This is a genomic window from Rhodococcus sp. X156, from assembly GCF_004006015.1.
GTDB lineage: Bacteria > Actinomycetota > Actinomycetes > Mycobacteriales > Mycobacteriaceae > X156.
Genome location: NZ_CP034766.1, coordinates 1051323 through 1066143, shown reverse-complemented (window position 1 = coordinate 1066143; position 14821 = coordinate 1051323). Strand labels below are relative to the sequence as shown.

Below are 14821 nucleotides of genomic sequence, written 5' to 3'. Positions count from 1 at the left end.
AGGCTGCCGGCATGGCAGACGGTGAGTGGTTGGAGCCCGGGGAGCCGTTCCAGCACGCGGAACCGTTCGAGCACGGGGAGCTGTACGAGCACAGCGTCCGGCTGCTGGCGCGGGGACGGGCGGACGACCGTGCGCCAGACGCCCGTCCGGCGGGTCCTGATCGCCACTGGGTCGCCCTGGCCCTGACCACCGCCGGCGACCTGGCGGTCACGGTCTTCGTGACACGTGGTGCCACCGGGGCGCTGCAGCGCCACGTCCAGGTGCTGCGGCGAGCAGACGCACAATGGGTGCCGCTGGGCGCGCACCACGCGCCCGCCTCCGCCGACGCGCTGGCCGAGCGCCCCCCGACCGACGTGCTGGGCGGCCCCGTGGTGGTGGTCGAGTCGGGCGCCGTGGCTGCGGGAAGAGGGCGGCGAGTGCGGTGGGCGCTGTTGCGGACCGCGCGCGAGGTGCGCACCGTGGTGGTCGACGACCGGGCGGTGCCGGTGCCGTGGCACGGGCACCTGGTGCTCGGCTGGCGTGGACGGCGGCACCCGAAGGTCCTGGTGCCCACCGGGAGCACCACCGCCGAGCTCGCGGTGGTGCGGCTACAGCTGGGTGGCCTCGGACGCTCCACCGGCAGGTAGTGGGGTGGTGGTCGCTCAGCGCCGCGCCGGGGCATCGTCGTGGCGCGGCGCACCGGACACGTCGGCGGTTGGCTCGGCGGCGGTTGGCTCCACGGCTGCAGCCAGCTGGCCAGTGGTGGGAACCGCCCGCACCCAGGCCCGGGTGAGGGCCGCGGCAGCGATGATCAGCAGCGGTCCCAGCAGCCAGCCGGCGAGCACGTCGGCCACCCAGTGGAAGTCACGCACCACCAACGACACCCCGACCAGCGCCGGCACTCCCACGGCGAGCGCCCACGCCGACCGTCGCCAGCGCGGGGCGAGCAGGCACGCGACGACGCCGTAGACCACGGTGGCGGTAGTGGTGTGCCCGGAGGGCCAGAGCACGCCTGACTCCCCGTCGAGGCCGGGGCGCCCGACCAGGTGCTTGAGCGAGAGCACGGCCACCACCAGCAGCAACGATGCGCTGCCCGCGAAGATCATCGGCACCCAGTACTGGCGTCGCCCGCAGAGCACGGCGACTCCGAGCAGCAGCAGGAAGATGGCCACCGGTGGGTCGCCCAGGTGGGTGATGACCTGCGCCAGCTCAGCCCACGGGGTGTTCTGCCGGGTGGCGAAGTGGCGCTGCACCGCCTCGTCCAGGGTGATGATCGGGCCACCCCACACCACCTGGACCCACAGGACCAGCAGACCCAGCACCAGGACCGGCGGCACCCACCGCGGGACCCTGACGTCGGGGAGCTTGTCGGTGTTGGTCGTCGGTTGCCCCATGGGCAAAAGCCTACGGACTGTCCTCGGTGTACTCGTCCGTGGCTGCGCCTGCCGCGGTGAGCTCGTCGGAGACCACCCGGAACGCCAGCCCCTGGCTGTACCCGCGGCGGGCGAGCATGCCCACCAGCTTGCGGGTGGCCGCAGCGGTGTCGTCCACCGTGAGCGTGCGCAGCCGCTTGCGCACCAGCTCGCGCGCCCGCAGCTCCTCGGACTCCTCGTCGACGTGGCTCAGCGCCTCCGCGGCGACGGAGTCCGCCACACCCTTGAGCCGCAGCTCGGCGGCCAGCGCACGCTTGCCCTTGCCGGAGTACTCGTGCCGCGACTGCACCCAGGTGCGGGCGAACGCCTGGTCGTCGATCAGCTCGACCTCGGTGAGCTTGTCCAGCACCGGTGCGATGTGGTCGTCCTCGAAGCCCTTGCGACGCAGCCGCTGCTCGAGCTCGGCGCGGCTGCGCTGCCGGACGGTGAGCAGCTGTAGGCACGCCTCGCGGACGTCCTCCTCAGTGCTCACCGTGCTCAGAAGTCGACCGGTGCGGGGGCCACCTCGTCGGTGACCACGGCGCCGATGCCGAGCTTCTCCTTGACCCTCTTCTCGATGTCGTTGCCGACGTCGGGGTTCTCCAGCAGGAACTTGCGGGCGTTCTCCTTGCCCTGACCCAGCTGGTCACCCTCGTAGGTGTACCAAGCACCCGACTTGCGGACGATGCCGTGCTCGACGCCCATGTCGACGAGCGAACCCTCCCGGCTGATGCCGTGGCCGTAGAGGATGTCGAACTCCGCCTGCTTGAAGGGCGGGGCCACCTTGTTCTTGACCACCTTGACGCGGGTGCGGTTGCCCACGGCGTCGGTGCCGTCCTTCAGGGTCTCGATGCGCCGGATGTCCATGCGGACCGAGGCGTAGAACTTGAGCGCCTTGCCACCGGTGGTGGTCTCCGGCGAGCCGAACATGACGCCGATCTTCTCGCGCAGCTGGTTGATGAAGATCACCGTGGTGCCGGAGTTGCTCATCGCGCCGGTCATCTTGCGCAGGGCCTGGCTCATCAGCCGGGCCTGCAGGCCGACGTGGCTGTCCCCCATCTCGCCCTCGATCTCGGCGCGGGGCACCAGGGCCGCCACGGAGTCGATGACCAGGATGTCCAGCGCACCGGAGCGGATCAGCATGTCCGCGATCTCCAGGGCCTGCTCCCCGGTGTCAGGCTGGGAGACCAGCAGCGCGTCGGTGTCCACGCCCAGCTTCTGCGCGTAGTCGGGGTCGAGCGCGTGCTCGGCGTCGACGAAGGCGGCGATGCCGCCGGCCTTCTGCGCCTGGGCCACGGCGTGCAGGGCGACGGTGGTCTTGCCGGAGGACTCCGGGCCGTAGATCTCGATGACCCGGCCACGGGGCAGGCCGCCGATGCCGAGCGCGACGTCCAGCGCGAGGGAGCCGGTGGGGATGACGGCGATGGGCACGCGGGCCTCGTCACCGAGACGCATCACCGAGCCCTTGCCGAAGTTCTTGTCGATCTGCGCCAGGGCCAGGTCGAGCGCCTTGTTGCGGTCGGGTGCTTGAGCCATCGGGGTCTCCTCGTTGGTGCTCTGTTCGGGTCGGCGTGAACGGTAGGACCGGGCACCGACGGTTTTGGTGGATCGTCCGCGGCTGTGGACGAGCCCCGTCGCTGGGGACAACCTCAACCGAACGTGCCCCAGCGTAGACGAACAGGTGTTCGAGTGTGGTACCTGGTTTTCGACACGCCGGACGAGGCGCGTCGGGAAGGAGCTACGGGTGCTCGACCCCAGCAGCAGCCTGCGCACCCTCCGGCGCCTGCGCCGCGCGGTGCTGCGCTGGCACTGGCTGACCTGCGGCACCGGGACTTCCGTCCTCGGCGCGGGCCAGGGTGTGCAGCGCCGTCGTCGCCGCCACGCCCATCACCAGGATGGAGATCGCCATCGGCACGGCGGTGTCGGGCCCGGCGATGCCGACCAGCGGAGACACGGCCGCGCCCACGGTGAACTGCAGCGCCCCCATCACCGCGGAGCCGGTCCCGGCTGCCCGCGGCACCTGGGCCTGGGCCAGGGCGGTGGCGTTGCCGAAGATGAAGCCGATGCTGGCGGTGACGCAGAACATCGCCCCCAGCAGCGCCCACTGGGCCGACCCACCCACGGTCACCACGGCCAGCAGCAGCACCCCGGCCGCGGTCAGCGCGGTGACGCCACCGGTGAGCAGCCGCCGCGGCGACACCCTGCCGATCAGCCGGGTGTTGATGATGTTGGCCCCCACCAGGCCGGCGGCGTTGCAGGCGAACACCACCGAGAACATGCCCGGCGACAGTCCGAGCAGGTCCTGCACCACGAACGTGGACTGCGAGATGTAGGAGAACAAGGCCCCGAAGCCGCTGGCGAACACCAGCGTGTAGCCCAGGAAGCGGCGGTTGGTGAGCACGTAGCGGGCGTTGCGGGCGAGGGCGGCAAACCCGGCGCCGTGCCGGCGGTCGGCGGGCAGGGTCTCCGGCACCAGGAGCAGCACGCCGACCAGCATCACCACCGCCAGCCCGGTCAGCACCCAGAACACCCCGCGCCACCCGATCGGCCCGATCAGCGCACCCCCGGCCAGCGGGGCCATCACCGGGGCGACGCCGCCGATGATCATCATGACGCTGAACAGCTTGGCCGCCGCGGTGCCGCTGGCCCGGTCGGCGATCACCGCGCGGGCCAGCACGATGCCCGCCGCGCCGGAGAAGCCCTGCAGGAAGCGGGTGGCCACCAGCACCTCCACCGTGGGTGCCGTGGCGCAGAGCACCCCGGCCACCGCGCAGAGGGCGGTACCGCCGATGAGCAGCCGCCGTCGGCCGATGCCGTCGGAGAGCGGGCCGATCACCAGCTGCCCGATGGCCAGACCCGCGAGGAACGTGGTGATGGTCAGCTGCACGCTGCTGGCGGTCGCCCCGAGGTCGTCGGAGACCTCCGGCAGCCCGGGCAGGTACATGTCCGTGGCCAGCGGCGCCACCGCGGACAACAGCGCCAGCACGCACAGCATGGGAACGGAGATGGCCCGCTCCCGGGCGTTCTTCTTCGGCACGCACGCTCCTCGAGATCCCGGTCAGCTGACCGCAGCACCCTACGGGCCGCCACAGTCGTCGAGATCACCAGCGCTCGGGCGGGACGTCCATCTCCGCGCACAGCGCGCGCCACACCTCACGGGGATCCGTCCCCGCCTCGATGGCCTGGTCAGCGGTGCGGCCACCGAGGGCGCCCAGGACGTGGTCGGCCACCAGCATGTCGCCGCGCTGCGGCCCGAACTCCAGGGCGACCAGCTCGCGGAACTCTGTCAGTCGCATCCGGTCACCGTAGAAGTCGACAGCCGCCCGGCGCACCCCGGGCTCAGCGGCCGCACGCCGCGGCCTCCCGGCAGACGGTGACGGCGTCGGCGCGCACCTCGTCGAGGCTGCGGGCGGCCCGCTGCGCGGCGGCGGCGTGGGTGGGCTCGGCCAGCACCTGCTGCACGGCGGCGGCCAGGCGCTCGGGCGTCAGCGGGCGGACGATGACGGCGCTGCCCTGCCTGGCCGCCCGGTTGGCCAGCTCCCACTGGTCTCCCCCACCGGGCACCAGCACCGTGGGCACACCCGCGGCCAGCGCCTTGGCCAGCATGCCGTGCCCGCCGCCGATCACCGCCACGCTCGCCGCGGCCAGCAGGGTGTCCTGCCGGCCAGTGCCCACGCTCGCCCAGCCGGGCACCTCCAGCGCCGGGTCCGGGTCCAGGACCGTGGCCACCACGCGCACTCCACTCAGCCCGGCCAGCGCCGCCTCGAGCACGCCCAGGGTGCCGCCCTCGGCGGTGGACGGGGAGAGGAACACCAGCGGGTCGGCCCCCGGCGGCAGCGCCAGCTCAGCCTCCTGCGGGTCCCACTGCAGCGGGCCCACCACATGGGTGCCCTCCGGCCAGTCGGGCCGGGGAACCTCCAGCGCAGGCAGCGTTGCCACCAGCCGCGCCGTCGGACCGGGATCGCGCACGGGCAGGCCCACCGAGGCCCGGGCCGCGGCACGCTGGCGCTGGCCCTTCCGGGTGGAGCGGGCGGCCATCGCGCGCAGCAGGGAGTCGCGTGCCCGGCCGCCGACGCCGGTGCCCACCGCCAGGCCGCTGCCCACCGGCGGCAGCCCGCACGAGGGCAGGTACAGCGGGTGCGGGCAGAGCTCCACCCACGGCAGGCCGAGACGTTCCGCGGCCAGCCCGCCCGCCGCGGTGAGCACGTCACCCACCACCAGGTCCGGGCGCAGCGCGTGCAGCTCGGGCACCAGCACGGTGGACATGTACGCCGCCCGGCCGTGCATCCGCTGGCCGGGATCGGCGTCGTCGTCGCCGGGGCGGGGCGCCAGGCCGGGCAGGCGCCGCCACGGCACGCCGGCGCGGGCGGCGGCGTCCTGCCAGCGGGGGCTGGTGAACAGCACCGGCTCGTCCCCGGCGGCCTGCAGGCGCAGGCACAGCGCCATGGCCGGGAACGCGTGCCCCGGGTCGGGGCCGGCCACCACCGCTACGCGCACGGGGCTGAGTGTGTCAGGCGGGGGTGGGTGGGGCCGCCGTCGGTCAGCGCTGCCCGCCGTTGACGTGCAGCGTCTGCCCGCTCACGTAGCCGGCCTCCTCGCTGGCGAAGAACGCCACCACGGCGGCGATGTCGTCCGGTGTCCCCACGCGGCGCACCGGGATCTGCTCGGCGGCCAGCTTCTGGTGCTCCTCGGGGTCCATGCCCAGCCGCCGCGCGGTGGCCGCGGTCATGTCGGTGGCGATGTAGCCCGGGGCCACCGCGTTGACGGTGATCCCGAAGGGGCCGAGCTCGAGAGCGGCGGTGGCGGTGAAGGCGATGACTCCGGCCTTGGCCGAGGCGTAGTTGGCCTGGCCTCGGTTGCCCAGCGCCGAGCGGCTGGACAGGTTCACGATGCGGCCGTAGCGCTGCTCCACCAGGTGGCGCTGGGCGGCCTTGGTGAGCAGGAAGGTGCCGCGCAGGTGCACCGCCAGCACCAGGTCGAAGTCCTCCACGCTCATCTTGAACAGCATGTTGTCGCGGGTGATGCCAGCGTTGTTCACCACGATGTCCAGCCCGCCCAGCTCGCGGACCACCTGGTCGACGGCGGCGTTGACGCCCTCCTCGGAGGTGACGTCGGCGCCGATGCCCACCGCCGTGCCGCCGGCGAGGGTGATGGCCTCCGCCGAGGAGCTGGCGGCGTCGGCGTTGAGGTCGAGCACCCCCACCGCGGCCCCCTCCGACGCCAGGCGGGCGGCGATGCCAGCTCCGATGCCCTGACCCGCGCCGCTCACGATCGCCACTCGTCCGTCGAACCGTCCCATTGCTGCCCCAGCCCCTCTGCGTGTCAAGTCGCCTTGCGCTGCGGCCAACCTAACACCGTTAGGTGGTCGGCGGAAGGTGCGCTCCCGGACCATGGAGAAGGTGACCACCAGCTCCGACGTCGCCCGGCTGCGCGCCACCGCGTGGCACGAGAACGCCTGGTACACGGCGCTGCACTCGGTGTGGCGCTTCCCGCGGCGGCACCGCACCGTGCTGCGCCAGGCCGTCGGCGCGGTGCTCACCTACGGCATCGTGGCGGCGATCTTCTGGGCCATCGTCACCGAGCTGTCCGCGGAGGCCGACAACAGCGCGAGCCTCGACCTGATCCAGGCCTGGCAGGTGGTGGCGCTGGTGAGTCTGGGGCTGGTGCTCCTGCTGTCCAACGCCCCTGCCCTGATGATCGCCCTGCCCGGGCAGACCCTGCGCCAGGCCGTCATCGCCAACACCGCGGGCACGGCGGTGTCCAACACCCTGCCCGAGGGCGGTGCGGTGGCCACCGGCCTCACCTTCGCCATGACGCGCTCCTGGGGCTTCCGGCTGGCCGAGATCGCCCGCAGCGTGCTGGTGGTGGACGTGGGGAACAGCCTGGTCCGCTACACCCTCGGGGGCATCGCGCTCGCGGTGCTCGCCACCCAGCCCGGCTCGCCGCAGGTGTTCGCCGTCGTGGCTGCGGCGGTCCTCGTGGTCGTCGCACTGGCCGTGGTGGTGCTGGCGCAGGTGCTGCGCAGCGAGTCCTTCGCCCGCCGGGTCGGATCGCTGGTGGGCACGGTCGTCAACGCCGTGCTCCGCCGGCTGCACCGGCAGCAGCACCCGGACCTGCCCGGTCGCGTCGCCGAGCTGCGGGTCGGCTCCGCCGAGCTGGTGCGGCAGCGGTGGCTCGCCCTCACCGTCGCCATCGCCTCCGTCCAGCTGATCAACTGCCTGGCCCTGGGTGCCGCCCTGCACCTGCAGGGGGTGGTGGAGGTGTCCTGGGCGCGCGTCGTGGTCGCCTACGCCGGCACCGCCCTCATCTCGTTGCTGATGCCCAGCCCTGGCGGCCTCGGGGTGGCCGAGGGGTCGCTGCTGACGATCCTGGGCAACGGCTTCGGCACCGTCTCCTCGACGCCGGAGCTGGTGTCGGCGGTGCTGCTCTACCGGATGGCGACCTGGTTGCTGCCCACCGTCGTCGGCCTGTTCACCTACCTCTACTGGCGGCGCACCCAGCACGCGCGCGGCCGCCGGTCCACGCAGATCAGCCAACCTGCCGCCGAAAGCTGACGGACCCCCGCGCCATGATGGGTGCGTGACCAACCCGGTGAACGACGCGAGGGCCGCCCTGCAGGGCTTCTCCCCGGCCACCCGCGCCTGGTTCACCGGCGCCTTCGACGCACCGACCGACGCGCAGGCCGGCGCCTGGGCCGCCGCCCAGGCCGGCCAGCACGCCCTGGTGGTCGCGCCCACCGGATCCGGCAAGACCCTCGCCGCGTTCCTGTGGGCGCTGGACCGGCTGGCCGCCGAGCCGCCGCCGGAGGAGCCCAGGCTGCGCTGCCGGGTGCTCTACGTGTCACCGCTGAAGGCGCTGGCGGTGGACGTGCAGCGCAACCTGCGCTCCCCGCTCACCGGCATCCGCCAGGAGGCCCAGCGGCTCGGGCTGCCGGTGCCCGACCTCACCGTCGGAACCCGCAGCGGCGACACCCCCGCCAGCGAGCGGCGCACGTTCAACCGCACCCCGCCGGACATCCTGGTGACCACCCCGGAGTCGCTGTTCCTGCTGCTCACCTCCGCGGCGCGGGACTCGCTGCGCGGGGTGCAGACGGTGATCATCGACGAGGTGCACTCGGTGGCCGCCACCAAGCGCGGCGCCCACCTCGCCCTGTCCCTGGAGCGCCTGGACGAGCTGCTGGAGACCCCGGCTCAGCGCATCGGACTCTCCGCGACGGTCCGCCCGGTGGAGGAGGTCGCAGCCTTCCTCGGCGGTGGCCGGCCGGTGCAGGTGGTGCAGCCGCGCACGCCCAAGACCGTGGAGGTGCGCGTCGAGGTGCCGGTGGAGGACCTCGCCAACCTCGGTGAGCTCACCGGGGAGGTGGAGGGGTCGGCGGCCGGGACGGAGCGGCGCACCTCCATCTGGCCGGCGGTGGAGGCCCGGGTGCTCGAGCTGGTGCAGGCACACCGCTCCACCATCGTCTTCTGCAACTCCCGGCGGCTGGCCGAGCGGCTGACGTCCAAGCTCAACGAGCTGGCCGCCGAGCAGCTGGAGGTCACCGACGCGGTCGCCGCGGCACTGCTGGGCGACGAGGAGCCCGCCCCGGCCCAGCACTTTCCCGCCGAGGCCCCGGGGGCCTCCGGCACCACCGACGGGGCACCGGTGGTGATCGCCCGGGCCCACCACGGCTCCATGTCGCGGGAGCAGCGCACCCTGGTGGAGGAAGACCTCAAGGCCGGACGGCTGCCCTGCGTGGTGGCCACCTCCTCGTTGGAGCTGGGCATCGACATGGGCGCGGTCGACCTGGTGGTCCAGGTGGAGGCCCCGCCCAGCGTGGCCTCGGGCCTGCAGCGGGTCGGTCGCGCCGGGCACCAGGTGGGTGCGGTGTCCTCCGGCGTCATGTTCCCCAAGTTCCGCGGCGACCTGGTCTCCTGCGCGGTGGTGGCCGAGCGGATGGCGGCCGGGCAGATCGAGGCGATCAGCTACCCGCGCAACCCCCTGGACGTGCTGGCGCAGCAGGTGGTGGCCATGGTGGCGCTGGAGCCGTGGACGGTGGCCGGGCTGGCCGCGGTGGTGCGCCGGGCGGCACCCTTCGCCGCGCTGCCCGACTCCGCGCTGCAGGCCGTGCTGGACATGCTCTCCGGGCGCTACCCCAGCGAGCAGTTCGGCGAGCTGCGGGCCCGCATCACCTGGGACCGGGTGACCGACGAGCTGCGCGGACGCCCCGGCGCCCAGCGCCTGGCCGTCACCTCCGGCGGCACCATCCCCGACCGCGGGTTGTTCACCGTGATGACGCCGGGCGGCGCGGAGGGCGAGTCGGGCACCCGGGTGGGCGAGCTGGACGAGGAGATGGTCTACGAGTCGCGGGTGGGTGACACCTTCCTGCTCGGCTCCACCGCGTGGCGGGTGCAGGACATCACCCACGACCGGGTGATCGCCGTGCCCGCCCCCGGCCAGCCGGCCCGGATGCCGTTCTGGCGCGGGGAGTCCATCGGCCGCCCGCTGGAGCTGGGCCGGGCCCTGGGCGCGTTCGTCCGCGAGATCGTGGCCGCCGACGCCGAGCCCGCCCGTGCCCGCGCCCGCGAGGCCGGCCTGGACGAGTGGGCCGTGGACAACCTGCTGGCCTACCTGGCGGAGCAGCGGGAGTCCACCGGCGGCGTGCCCGACGACCGCACCATCGTGCTGGAGCGCTTCCGCGACGAGCTGGGCGACTGGCAGGTGGCGGTGCACTCCCCGTTCGGCGCCCAGGTCAACGGGCCGTGGGCGCTGGCCGTGGCGGCCCGGCTGCGGGAGCGGCGCGGAGTGGACGCGCGGGTGGCCAGCGCCGACGACGGCATCGTGCTGCGCCTGCCGGAGGCCTTCGACGACTCCGGCGGGGACCTGCTCGTCACCGCCGAGGACGTGCTGCTCGACCCGGACGAGGTGGAGCAGCTGGTGATCGCCGAGGTGGGCTCCTCCGCGCTGTTCGCCGCCCGGTTCCGCGAGTGCGCGGCCCGGTCGCTGCTGCTGCCGCGGCGCAACCCCGGCCGCCGCAGCCCGCTGTGGCAGCAGCGCCAGCGCTCCGCCCAGCTGCTGGAGGTGGCCAGCGCCTACGAGTCGTTCCCGGTGGTGCTGGAGGCGATGCGCGAGTGCGTGCAGGACGTCTACGACCTGGCCGGGCTGCGCGAGCTGATGGCCGACGTCGCCGCCCGGAAGGTGCGCGTCCTGGAGGTCACCACCCCGGCGCCGTCGCCGTTCGCCCGCAGCCTCCTGTTCGGCTACGTGGGCACCTTCCTCTACGAGCTGGACGCGCCGCTGGCCGAGCGCCGGGCCGCCGCGCTCAGCCTGGACTCCACCCTGCTCGGCGAGCTGCTCGGCTCGGAGTCGGTGCGCGAGCTGCTCGACCCCGAGGCCCTGGCCGAGATCGAGGCGCAGCTGCAGCGCACCGACCCCGACCGCCACGCCCGCGACGTGGAGGGCGCCGCGGACCTGCTGCGCTTCGTCGGCGACCTGTCGGTGGCCGACGGGCTGGCGCGCGGGGTGGCGCCGCAGTGGCTGGAGCAGCTGGAGCAGGACCGGCGGGCGCTGCTGGTGCGCATCGCCGGCGAGCAGCGCTACATCGCCATCGAGGACGCCGGGCGGTACCGGGACGCGCTCGGCACCGCGCTGCCGGTGGGGGTGCCCGAGGTGTTCACCGAGCCCACCCCCGACCCGCTGGCCGAGCTGACCGCCCGCTACGCCCGCACCCACGGCCCGTTCGCCCCGGCCACCCTGGCGCAGCGCTATGGCTTGGGCACCGCCGTCGTCGTCGGGGTGCTCGACCGCCTCACCGGCACCGGGCGGCTGGTGCGGGGCGAGCTGCGCCCGGACGGCGCGGGTACGGAGTACTGCGACGCCGAGGTGCTGCGCCGCATCCGCCGCACCTCGCTGGCCCGGCTGCGCGCGGAGGTGGAGCCGGTGGAGCCGGCGGCGCTGGGCCGCTTCCTGCCGCTGTGGCACGGCATCGGCGCAGCCCCGCGGCGCCGGGCGCCCACCGCCGACGACCTGCTGGGCGTGGTGGAGCAGCTCGCCGGGGCGCCGCTGCCCGCCAGCGCGCTGGAGTCGCTGATCCTGCCGGCCCGGCTGCCCGGCTACTCCCCCGCCCTGCTGGACGAGCTCACCGCCTCTGGCGAGGTCACCTGGACCGGCTGCGGCAGCCTGCCCGGCGGCGACGGCTGGATCGCCCTGGCGCCCACCGACGTGGCCGACCTGCTGCTGCCCGAGGTGGACGAGCAGGCACCCGACTCACCGCTGCACCGCCACCTGCTGCAGGCACTCGACGGCGGGGCCCTGTTCTTCCGGCAGCTCACCGACCGGGTGGGAGCCGCGCTGGTGGAGGCCGGTGAGCCGCTGCCGGTGGACAGCGAGGTGGTCACCGCACTGTGGGACCTGGTGTGGGCCGGGCTGGCCACCAACGACACCCTCGCCCCGGTGCGCGCGCAGGTGGGCGCCGGCGGCACCCACAAGGCGCGGCGCTCCGCCCCGCGCAGCCGCTACGCCCGGATGCGCGCGGGACGGCCGGCCATACCCTCGCGCACCGGTCCCCCGACGGTGGCCGGTCGCTGGTCGGCAGCGGTGCCGCGGGAGGCGGATCCCACCCGGCGTGCGCACGCCCGAGCCGAGGCCTACCTGGAGCGCCACGGCGTGCTCACTCGAGGTTCGGTGGACACCGAGCGCATCACCGGCGGCTTCTCCGGGGTCTACAAGGTGCTGCGGGCCATGGAGGACTCCGGGCGGTGCCGGCGCGGCTACGTGGTGGAGGGACTGGGCGGGGCGCAGTTCGCGGTGCCCGGCGCCATCGACCGGCTGCGCTCGGTGGCCTCCGCCGACCGTGACGCCCGCGCTGAGCCCACCGTCACCCTGCTGGCCGCCACCGACCCGGCCCAGCCGTGGGGGGCGGCGCTGGAGTGGCCCCCGGCCGTGCTCGCCGAGCAGGCGCCCGACCCCCGCGCACCCGGAGACGGCGCCGCCGCGCGCAACCGGCACCGCCCCGGCCGCAAGGCGGGCGCGCTGGTGGTGCTGGTGGACGGAGTGCCGGCGCTGTACCTGGAGCGAGGCGGCAAGTCGCTGCTCAGCTTCACCGCCGATGCCGCCACCCTGGACCGGGCCGCTCGTGAGCTCGCCGCTGCCGTGCACGACGGTCGGCTGCGCTCGGTGGCGGTGGAGCGCACCGACGGGGTGGACGCACTGGGCTCGGCGCTGGGCACGGTGCTGGGCAACGCCGGCTTCCACGCCACCCCGCGGGGCATGCGCCTGCGAGCCTGAGCGCGGCCGATCCCGGCGACTACCGGATGCTGCGCTGGTTGTTGCCCTTGATGGCGGCGTAGGCCGCGGTGCCGACGAACAGCAGCCCGCCGATGACGGCGAGCCAGAACAGCCCCTTCACGATCGCGCCGATCAGCGTCACCGCCAGCCAGACGATGATCAGGACCCCGAGAACTTTCCAGATCATGCCGTTGTCCTCACCTCGACGAAGCCCGCCGCCATGACGGGTGTGTTGAGCTTCAGCCTCTCATCATGGGCGGCGATGTCCCAAGCGTCGAGGCTTGCCACCGCAAAGTTCTCGCCGGGCACCGACAAATCTTCGGTTGCGCACGGCAAAACCTGGGAAATGACTCTTCCCAAAGCGTCCGAGCCGTGAGTAAGGTTAGGGATACCTAAACTTCGGTGGAAGGACCTCCACGCCCATGTTCGTCTGCATCTGCCACGCGGTCACTGAGACCGACGTCGAGCTGGTCATCGAGAACGGGGCGAGCACCGAGGAAGAGGTCGGGGAGCGCTGCTACGCGGGGACTGGTTGTGGCAGCTGCCTCGATCGCATCTGCGACCTCATCGATGCTGGGACCCGGCGTGAAAGAATGCTGCTGAAGCTGGCGGGCTGACGCCCCCGAGCCTCGCTACCGGCAGGTCGCCGGCACGCATGTGCGATGTCCCAGTGGAGGCGTAGATGAAGGGTGACCCCAAGGTCATCGAGTTCCTCAACAAGCAGCTGACGGGGGAGCTCACCGCGATCAACCAGTACTTCCTGCACGCCAAGATGCAGGACTCGCGTGGCTGGTCGAAGCTCGCGGAGTACACCCGCGCCGAGTCGATCGACGAGATGAAGCACGCCGAGGTGCTCACCGACCGCATCCTGATGCTGGACGGTCTCCCCAACTACCAGCGCCTGGAGCCCCTGCGCATCGGCCAGAACATCACCGAGATGTTCGAGTCCGACCTGCAGGTGGAGGTGGACGCCGTCACGGTGCTCCGCGAGGGCATCGAGTACATGCGCTCCGTCAACGACACCACGTCGGCGCGCCTGTTCGAGACCATCCTCGAGGACGAGGAGGGCCACGTGGACTACCTGGAGACCCAGCTCGACCTCATCAAGACCCTGGGTGAGCAGCTCTACCTGGCCAAGCAGGTGGCACCGGTCTCCGAGGCCTGAGCCTCGCCAACCGGGCCTGCAGGCCGACCCCGGCGCTAGGCGCTCCCGATCACGATGGCGGGGCGCGCGCCGGGGTCGAGCCATCTCAGCAGGTTCACCAGGTCGTCCCGGTGCACCGCCACGCAGCCCGCCGTGGGCTGGCCGTTGCTGACGTGCAGGAAGAAGGCCGAGCCCGCTCCCCGCACCCGGGCGGCGTTGTAGCCGATGGTCACGGCGTAGTCGTAGACCGCCCCCGCCCCGAAGAGGTTCTCCGATGCTCCCCCGGGGCTGTTCTGCTGCACCACGTGGGTGTTGTAGGTGGGGCTGTTGACGTTGGAGTCCCACCAGTCCCACCACCCGGTGGTGAAGTAGGGCAGTCGAGTGCCGGGGTTGGCCTGCCGGCCGAACGCCTGGGTCAGCGGGTACGCACCCTCCGGGGTGAGGTTGGTGTACTCCGAGGCCTGGCCGATGCCGTTGGGCCCGATGTTCGCCGGCACCGGGCCGTACACCTGCGTCCACCCCGTCGGCGTGCGGTTCCAGGCGGTGACGGTCGCGGTGCTCGCGCCGCGCCAGGGCGCCACCACGGTGATCACCTGGTCGGCGTTGCCCTGGTAGGGCAGCGGCAGCGTGGCCGGCGGCGGCGGGAACAGCCACGCCCACACCTGTTGGAACAGCCCCACCAGGAAGCTCCACACGGTGGCCCAGTCGAAGCCCGCCGCCTGGGCACGCACCGGGGCCGCGGCTGCGGTCGGGGCGCTGACGGCCGTCCGGGTCACCGGCGCGAGCGGAACGGCCGCCGCCACCGGTGCCACGCTCACGCTGACCGGCACCGGCACCGGCGTCGCGGCCGCTGCCACCGCCTGGCCGCCGCCCACGCCGGTGAGCGCGATACCCAGCAGGACGCTCACCGCCACCGCCCGTGTCCCGAGCAACCGTCTCATCGCGCCTCGTCTCCGTCTGAGCCACGGGGCGCTGCGGAGCCTCAACGCACCGAGAGAGCCGGAGAATGGGCGATGAGGGACCT

15 protein-coding genes are annotated in these 14821 nt (G+C 73.4%); 5 read left to right on the top strand and 10 right to left on the bottom strand.

Annotated elements, in window-relative coordinates; translation table 11 throughout:
• The first annotated feature begins 11 nt into the window (after positions 1-11).
• The gene (locus ELX43_RS05085; protein WP_127782418.1) at positions 12-626 is read left to right on the top strand and encodes a hypothetical protein; all 615 of its coding nucleotides are present in this window, start codon (positions 12-14) and stop codon (positions 624-626) included.
• Positions 627-641: 15 nt separating this feature from the next.
• On the opposite strand, the gene ELX43_RS05080 is transcribed toward ELX43_RS05085, so the two are convergent.
• From ELX43_RS05080 to fabG, 7 genes are all read right to left on the bottom strand, one after another.
• Complete coding sequence (locus ELX43_RS05080) at positions 642-1373, bottom strand: phosphatase PAP2 family protein (RefSeq protein WP_127782417.1); 732 nt, start codon at positions 1371-1373, stop codon at positions 642-644.
• Between the two features lie 10 nt (positions 1374-1383).
• Entirely contained in the window at positions 1384-1893 is a 510-nt protein-coding gene (locus tag ELX43_RS05075) for a regulatory protein RecX (protein ID WP_127782416.1), read from the bottom strand.
• Positions 1890-2927, bottom strand: coding sequence for a recombinase RecA (gene recA, locus ELX43_RS05070; protein ID WP_127782415.1), 1038 nt, complete (start codon positions 2925-2927; stop codon positions 1890-1892). Before recA ends, ELX43_RS05075 begins: the two co-directional genes overlap by 4 nt.
• A gap of 202 nt (positions 2928-3129) precedes the next feature.
• On the bottom strand, positions 3130-4386 hold the full coding sequence (locus tag ELX43_RS05065) for a multidrug effflux MFS transporter (protein ID WP_127784689.1): 1257 nt from the start codon (positions 4384-4386) through the stop codon (positions 3130-3132).
• A 106-nt stretch (positions 4387-4492) separates the two neighbouring features.
• Entirely contained in the window at positions 4493-4687 is a 195-nt protein-coding gene (locus ELX43_RS05060) for a DUF3046 domain-containing protein (RefSeq protein ID WP_127782414.1), read from the bottom strand.
• Positions 4688-4730: 43 nt separating this feature from the next.
• Positions 4731-5888 (bottom strand): nucleotide disphospho-sugar-binding domain-containing protein, encoded by a 1158-nt coding sequence (locus tag ELX43_RS05055; protein WP_127782413.1) that lies wholly within the window; start codon positions 5886-5888, stop codon positions 4731-4733.
• A gap of 43 nt (positions 5889-5931) precedes the next feature.
• Positions 5932-6690, bottom strand: coding sequence for a 3-oxoacyl-ACP reductase FabG (gene fabG / locus ELX43_RS05050; protein ID WP_127782412.1), 759 nt, complete (start codon positions 6688-6690; stop codon positions 5932-5934).
• Between the two features lie 91 nt (positions 6691-6781).
• Between fabG and ELX43_RS05045 the strand changes: the two genes are divergently transcribed.
• Positions 6782-7945 (top strand): YbhN family protein, encoded by a 1164-nt coding sequence (locus tag ELX43_RS05045; protein ID WP_127782411.1) that lies wholly within the window; start codon positions 6782-6784, stop codon positions 7943-7945.
• A gap of 25 nt (positions 7946-7970) precedes the next feature.
• A complete protein-coding gene (locus ELX43_RS05040) occupies positions 7971-12653 on the top strand; it encodes an ATP-dependent helicase (protein WP_241249792.1) in 4683 nt (1560 codons plus the stop codon).
• Positions 12654-12672: 19 nt separating this feature from the next.
• On the opposite strand, the gene ELX43_RS17575 is transcribed toward ELX43_RS05040, so the two are convergent.
• The gene (locus ELX43_RS17575) at positions 12673-12840 is read right to left on the bottom strand and encodes a hypothetical protein (RefSeq protein ID WP_164860584.1); all 168 of its coding nucleotides are present in this window, start codon (positions 12838-12840) and stop codon (positions 12673-12675) included.
• The gene (locus ELX43_RS18175; protein WP_277601717.1) at positions 12837-12962 is read right to left on the bottom strand and encodes a hypothetical protein; all 126 of its coding nucleotides are present in this window, start codon (positions 12960-12962) and stop codon (positions 12837-12839) included. The genes ELX43_RS17575 and ELX43_RS18175 overlap by 4 nt, the downstream gene beginning before the upstream one ends.
• A gap of 113 nt (positions 12963-13075) precedes the next feature.
• On the opposite strand from ELX43_RS18175, the gene ELX43_RS05035 reads away from it, so the two are divergent.
• A complete protein-coding gene (locus ELX43_RS05035) occupies positions 13076-13270 on the top strand; it encodes a (2Fe-2S)-binding protein (RefSeq protein ID WP_127782409.1) in 195 nt (64 codons plus the stop codon).
• Between the two features lie 65 nt (positions 13271-13335).
• Positions 13336-13818 (top strand): bacterioferritin, encoded by a 483-nt coding sequence (gene bfr, locus ELX43_RS05030; RefSeq protein ID WP_127782408.1) that lies wholly within the window; start codon positions 13336-13338, stop codon positions 13816-13818.
• Between the two features lie 35 nt (positions 13819-13853).
• On the opposite strand, the gene ELX43_RS05025 is transcribed toward bfr, so the two are convergent.
• Positions 13854-14738, bottom strand: a complete 885-nt coding sequence (locus tag ELX43_RS05025) for a L,D-transpeptidase family protein (RefSeq protein WP_127782407.1) — start codon at positions 14736-14738, stop codon at positions 13854-13856.
• Positions 14739-14821 lie beyond the last annotated feature (83 nt).

What these genes read in the sequence shown, in the direction of transcription:
- ELX43_RS05085 (WP_127782418.1), top strand. Translation starts at nt 12, where the DNA reads ATGGCAGACGGTGAGTGGTTGGAGCCCGGGGAGCCGTTCCAGCACGCG.
- ELX43_RS05080 (WP_127782417.1), bottom strand. Translation starts at nt 1,373, where the DNA reads ATGGGGCAACCGACGACCAACACCGACAAGCTCCCCGACGTCAGGGTC.
- recA (WP_127782415.1), bottom strand. Translation starts at nt 2,927, where the DNA reads ATGGCTCAAGCACCCGACCGCAACAAGGCGCTCGACCTGGCCCTGGCG.
- ELX43_RS05065 (WP_127784689.1), bottom strand. Translation starts at nt 4,386, where the DNA reads ATGCTGTGCGTGCTGGCGCTGTTGTCCGCGGTGGCGCCGCTGGCCACG.
- ELX43_RS05060 (WP_127782414.1), bottom strand. Translation starts at nt 4,687, where the DNA reads ATGCGACTGACAGAGTTCCGCGAGCTGGTCGCCCTGGAGTTCGGGCCG.
- fabG (WP_127782412.1), bottom strand. Translation starts at nt 6,690, where the DNA reads ATGGGACGGTTCGACGGACGAGTGGCGATCGTGAGCGGCGCGGGTCAG.
- ELX43_RS05045 (WP_127782411.1), top strand. Translation starts at nt 6,782, where the DNA reads ATGGAGAAGGTGACCACCAGCTCCGACGTCGCCCGGCTGCGCGCCACC.
- ELX43_RS17575 (WP_164860584.1), bottom strand. Translation starts at nt 12,840, where the DNA reads ATGATCTGGAAAGTTCTCGGGGTCCTGATCATCGTCTGGCTGGCGGTG.
- ELX43_RS05035 (WP_127782409.1), top strand. Translation starts at nt 13,076, where the DNA reads ATGTTCGTCTGCATCTGCCACGCGGTCACTGAGACCGACGTCGAGCTG.
- bfr (WP_127782408.1), top strand. Translation starts at nt 13,336, where the DNA reads ATGAAGGGTGACCCCAAGGTCATCGAGTTCCTCAACAAGCAGCTGACG.
- ELX43_RS05025 (WP_127782407.1), bottom strand. Translation starts at nt 14,738, where the DNA reads ATGAGACGGTTGCTCGGGACACGGGCGGTGGCGGTGAGCGTCCTGCTG.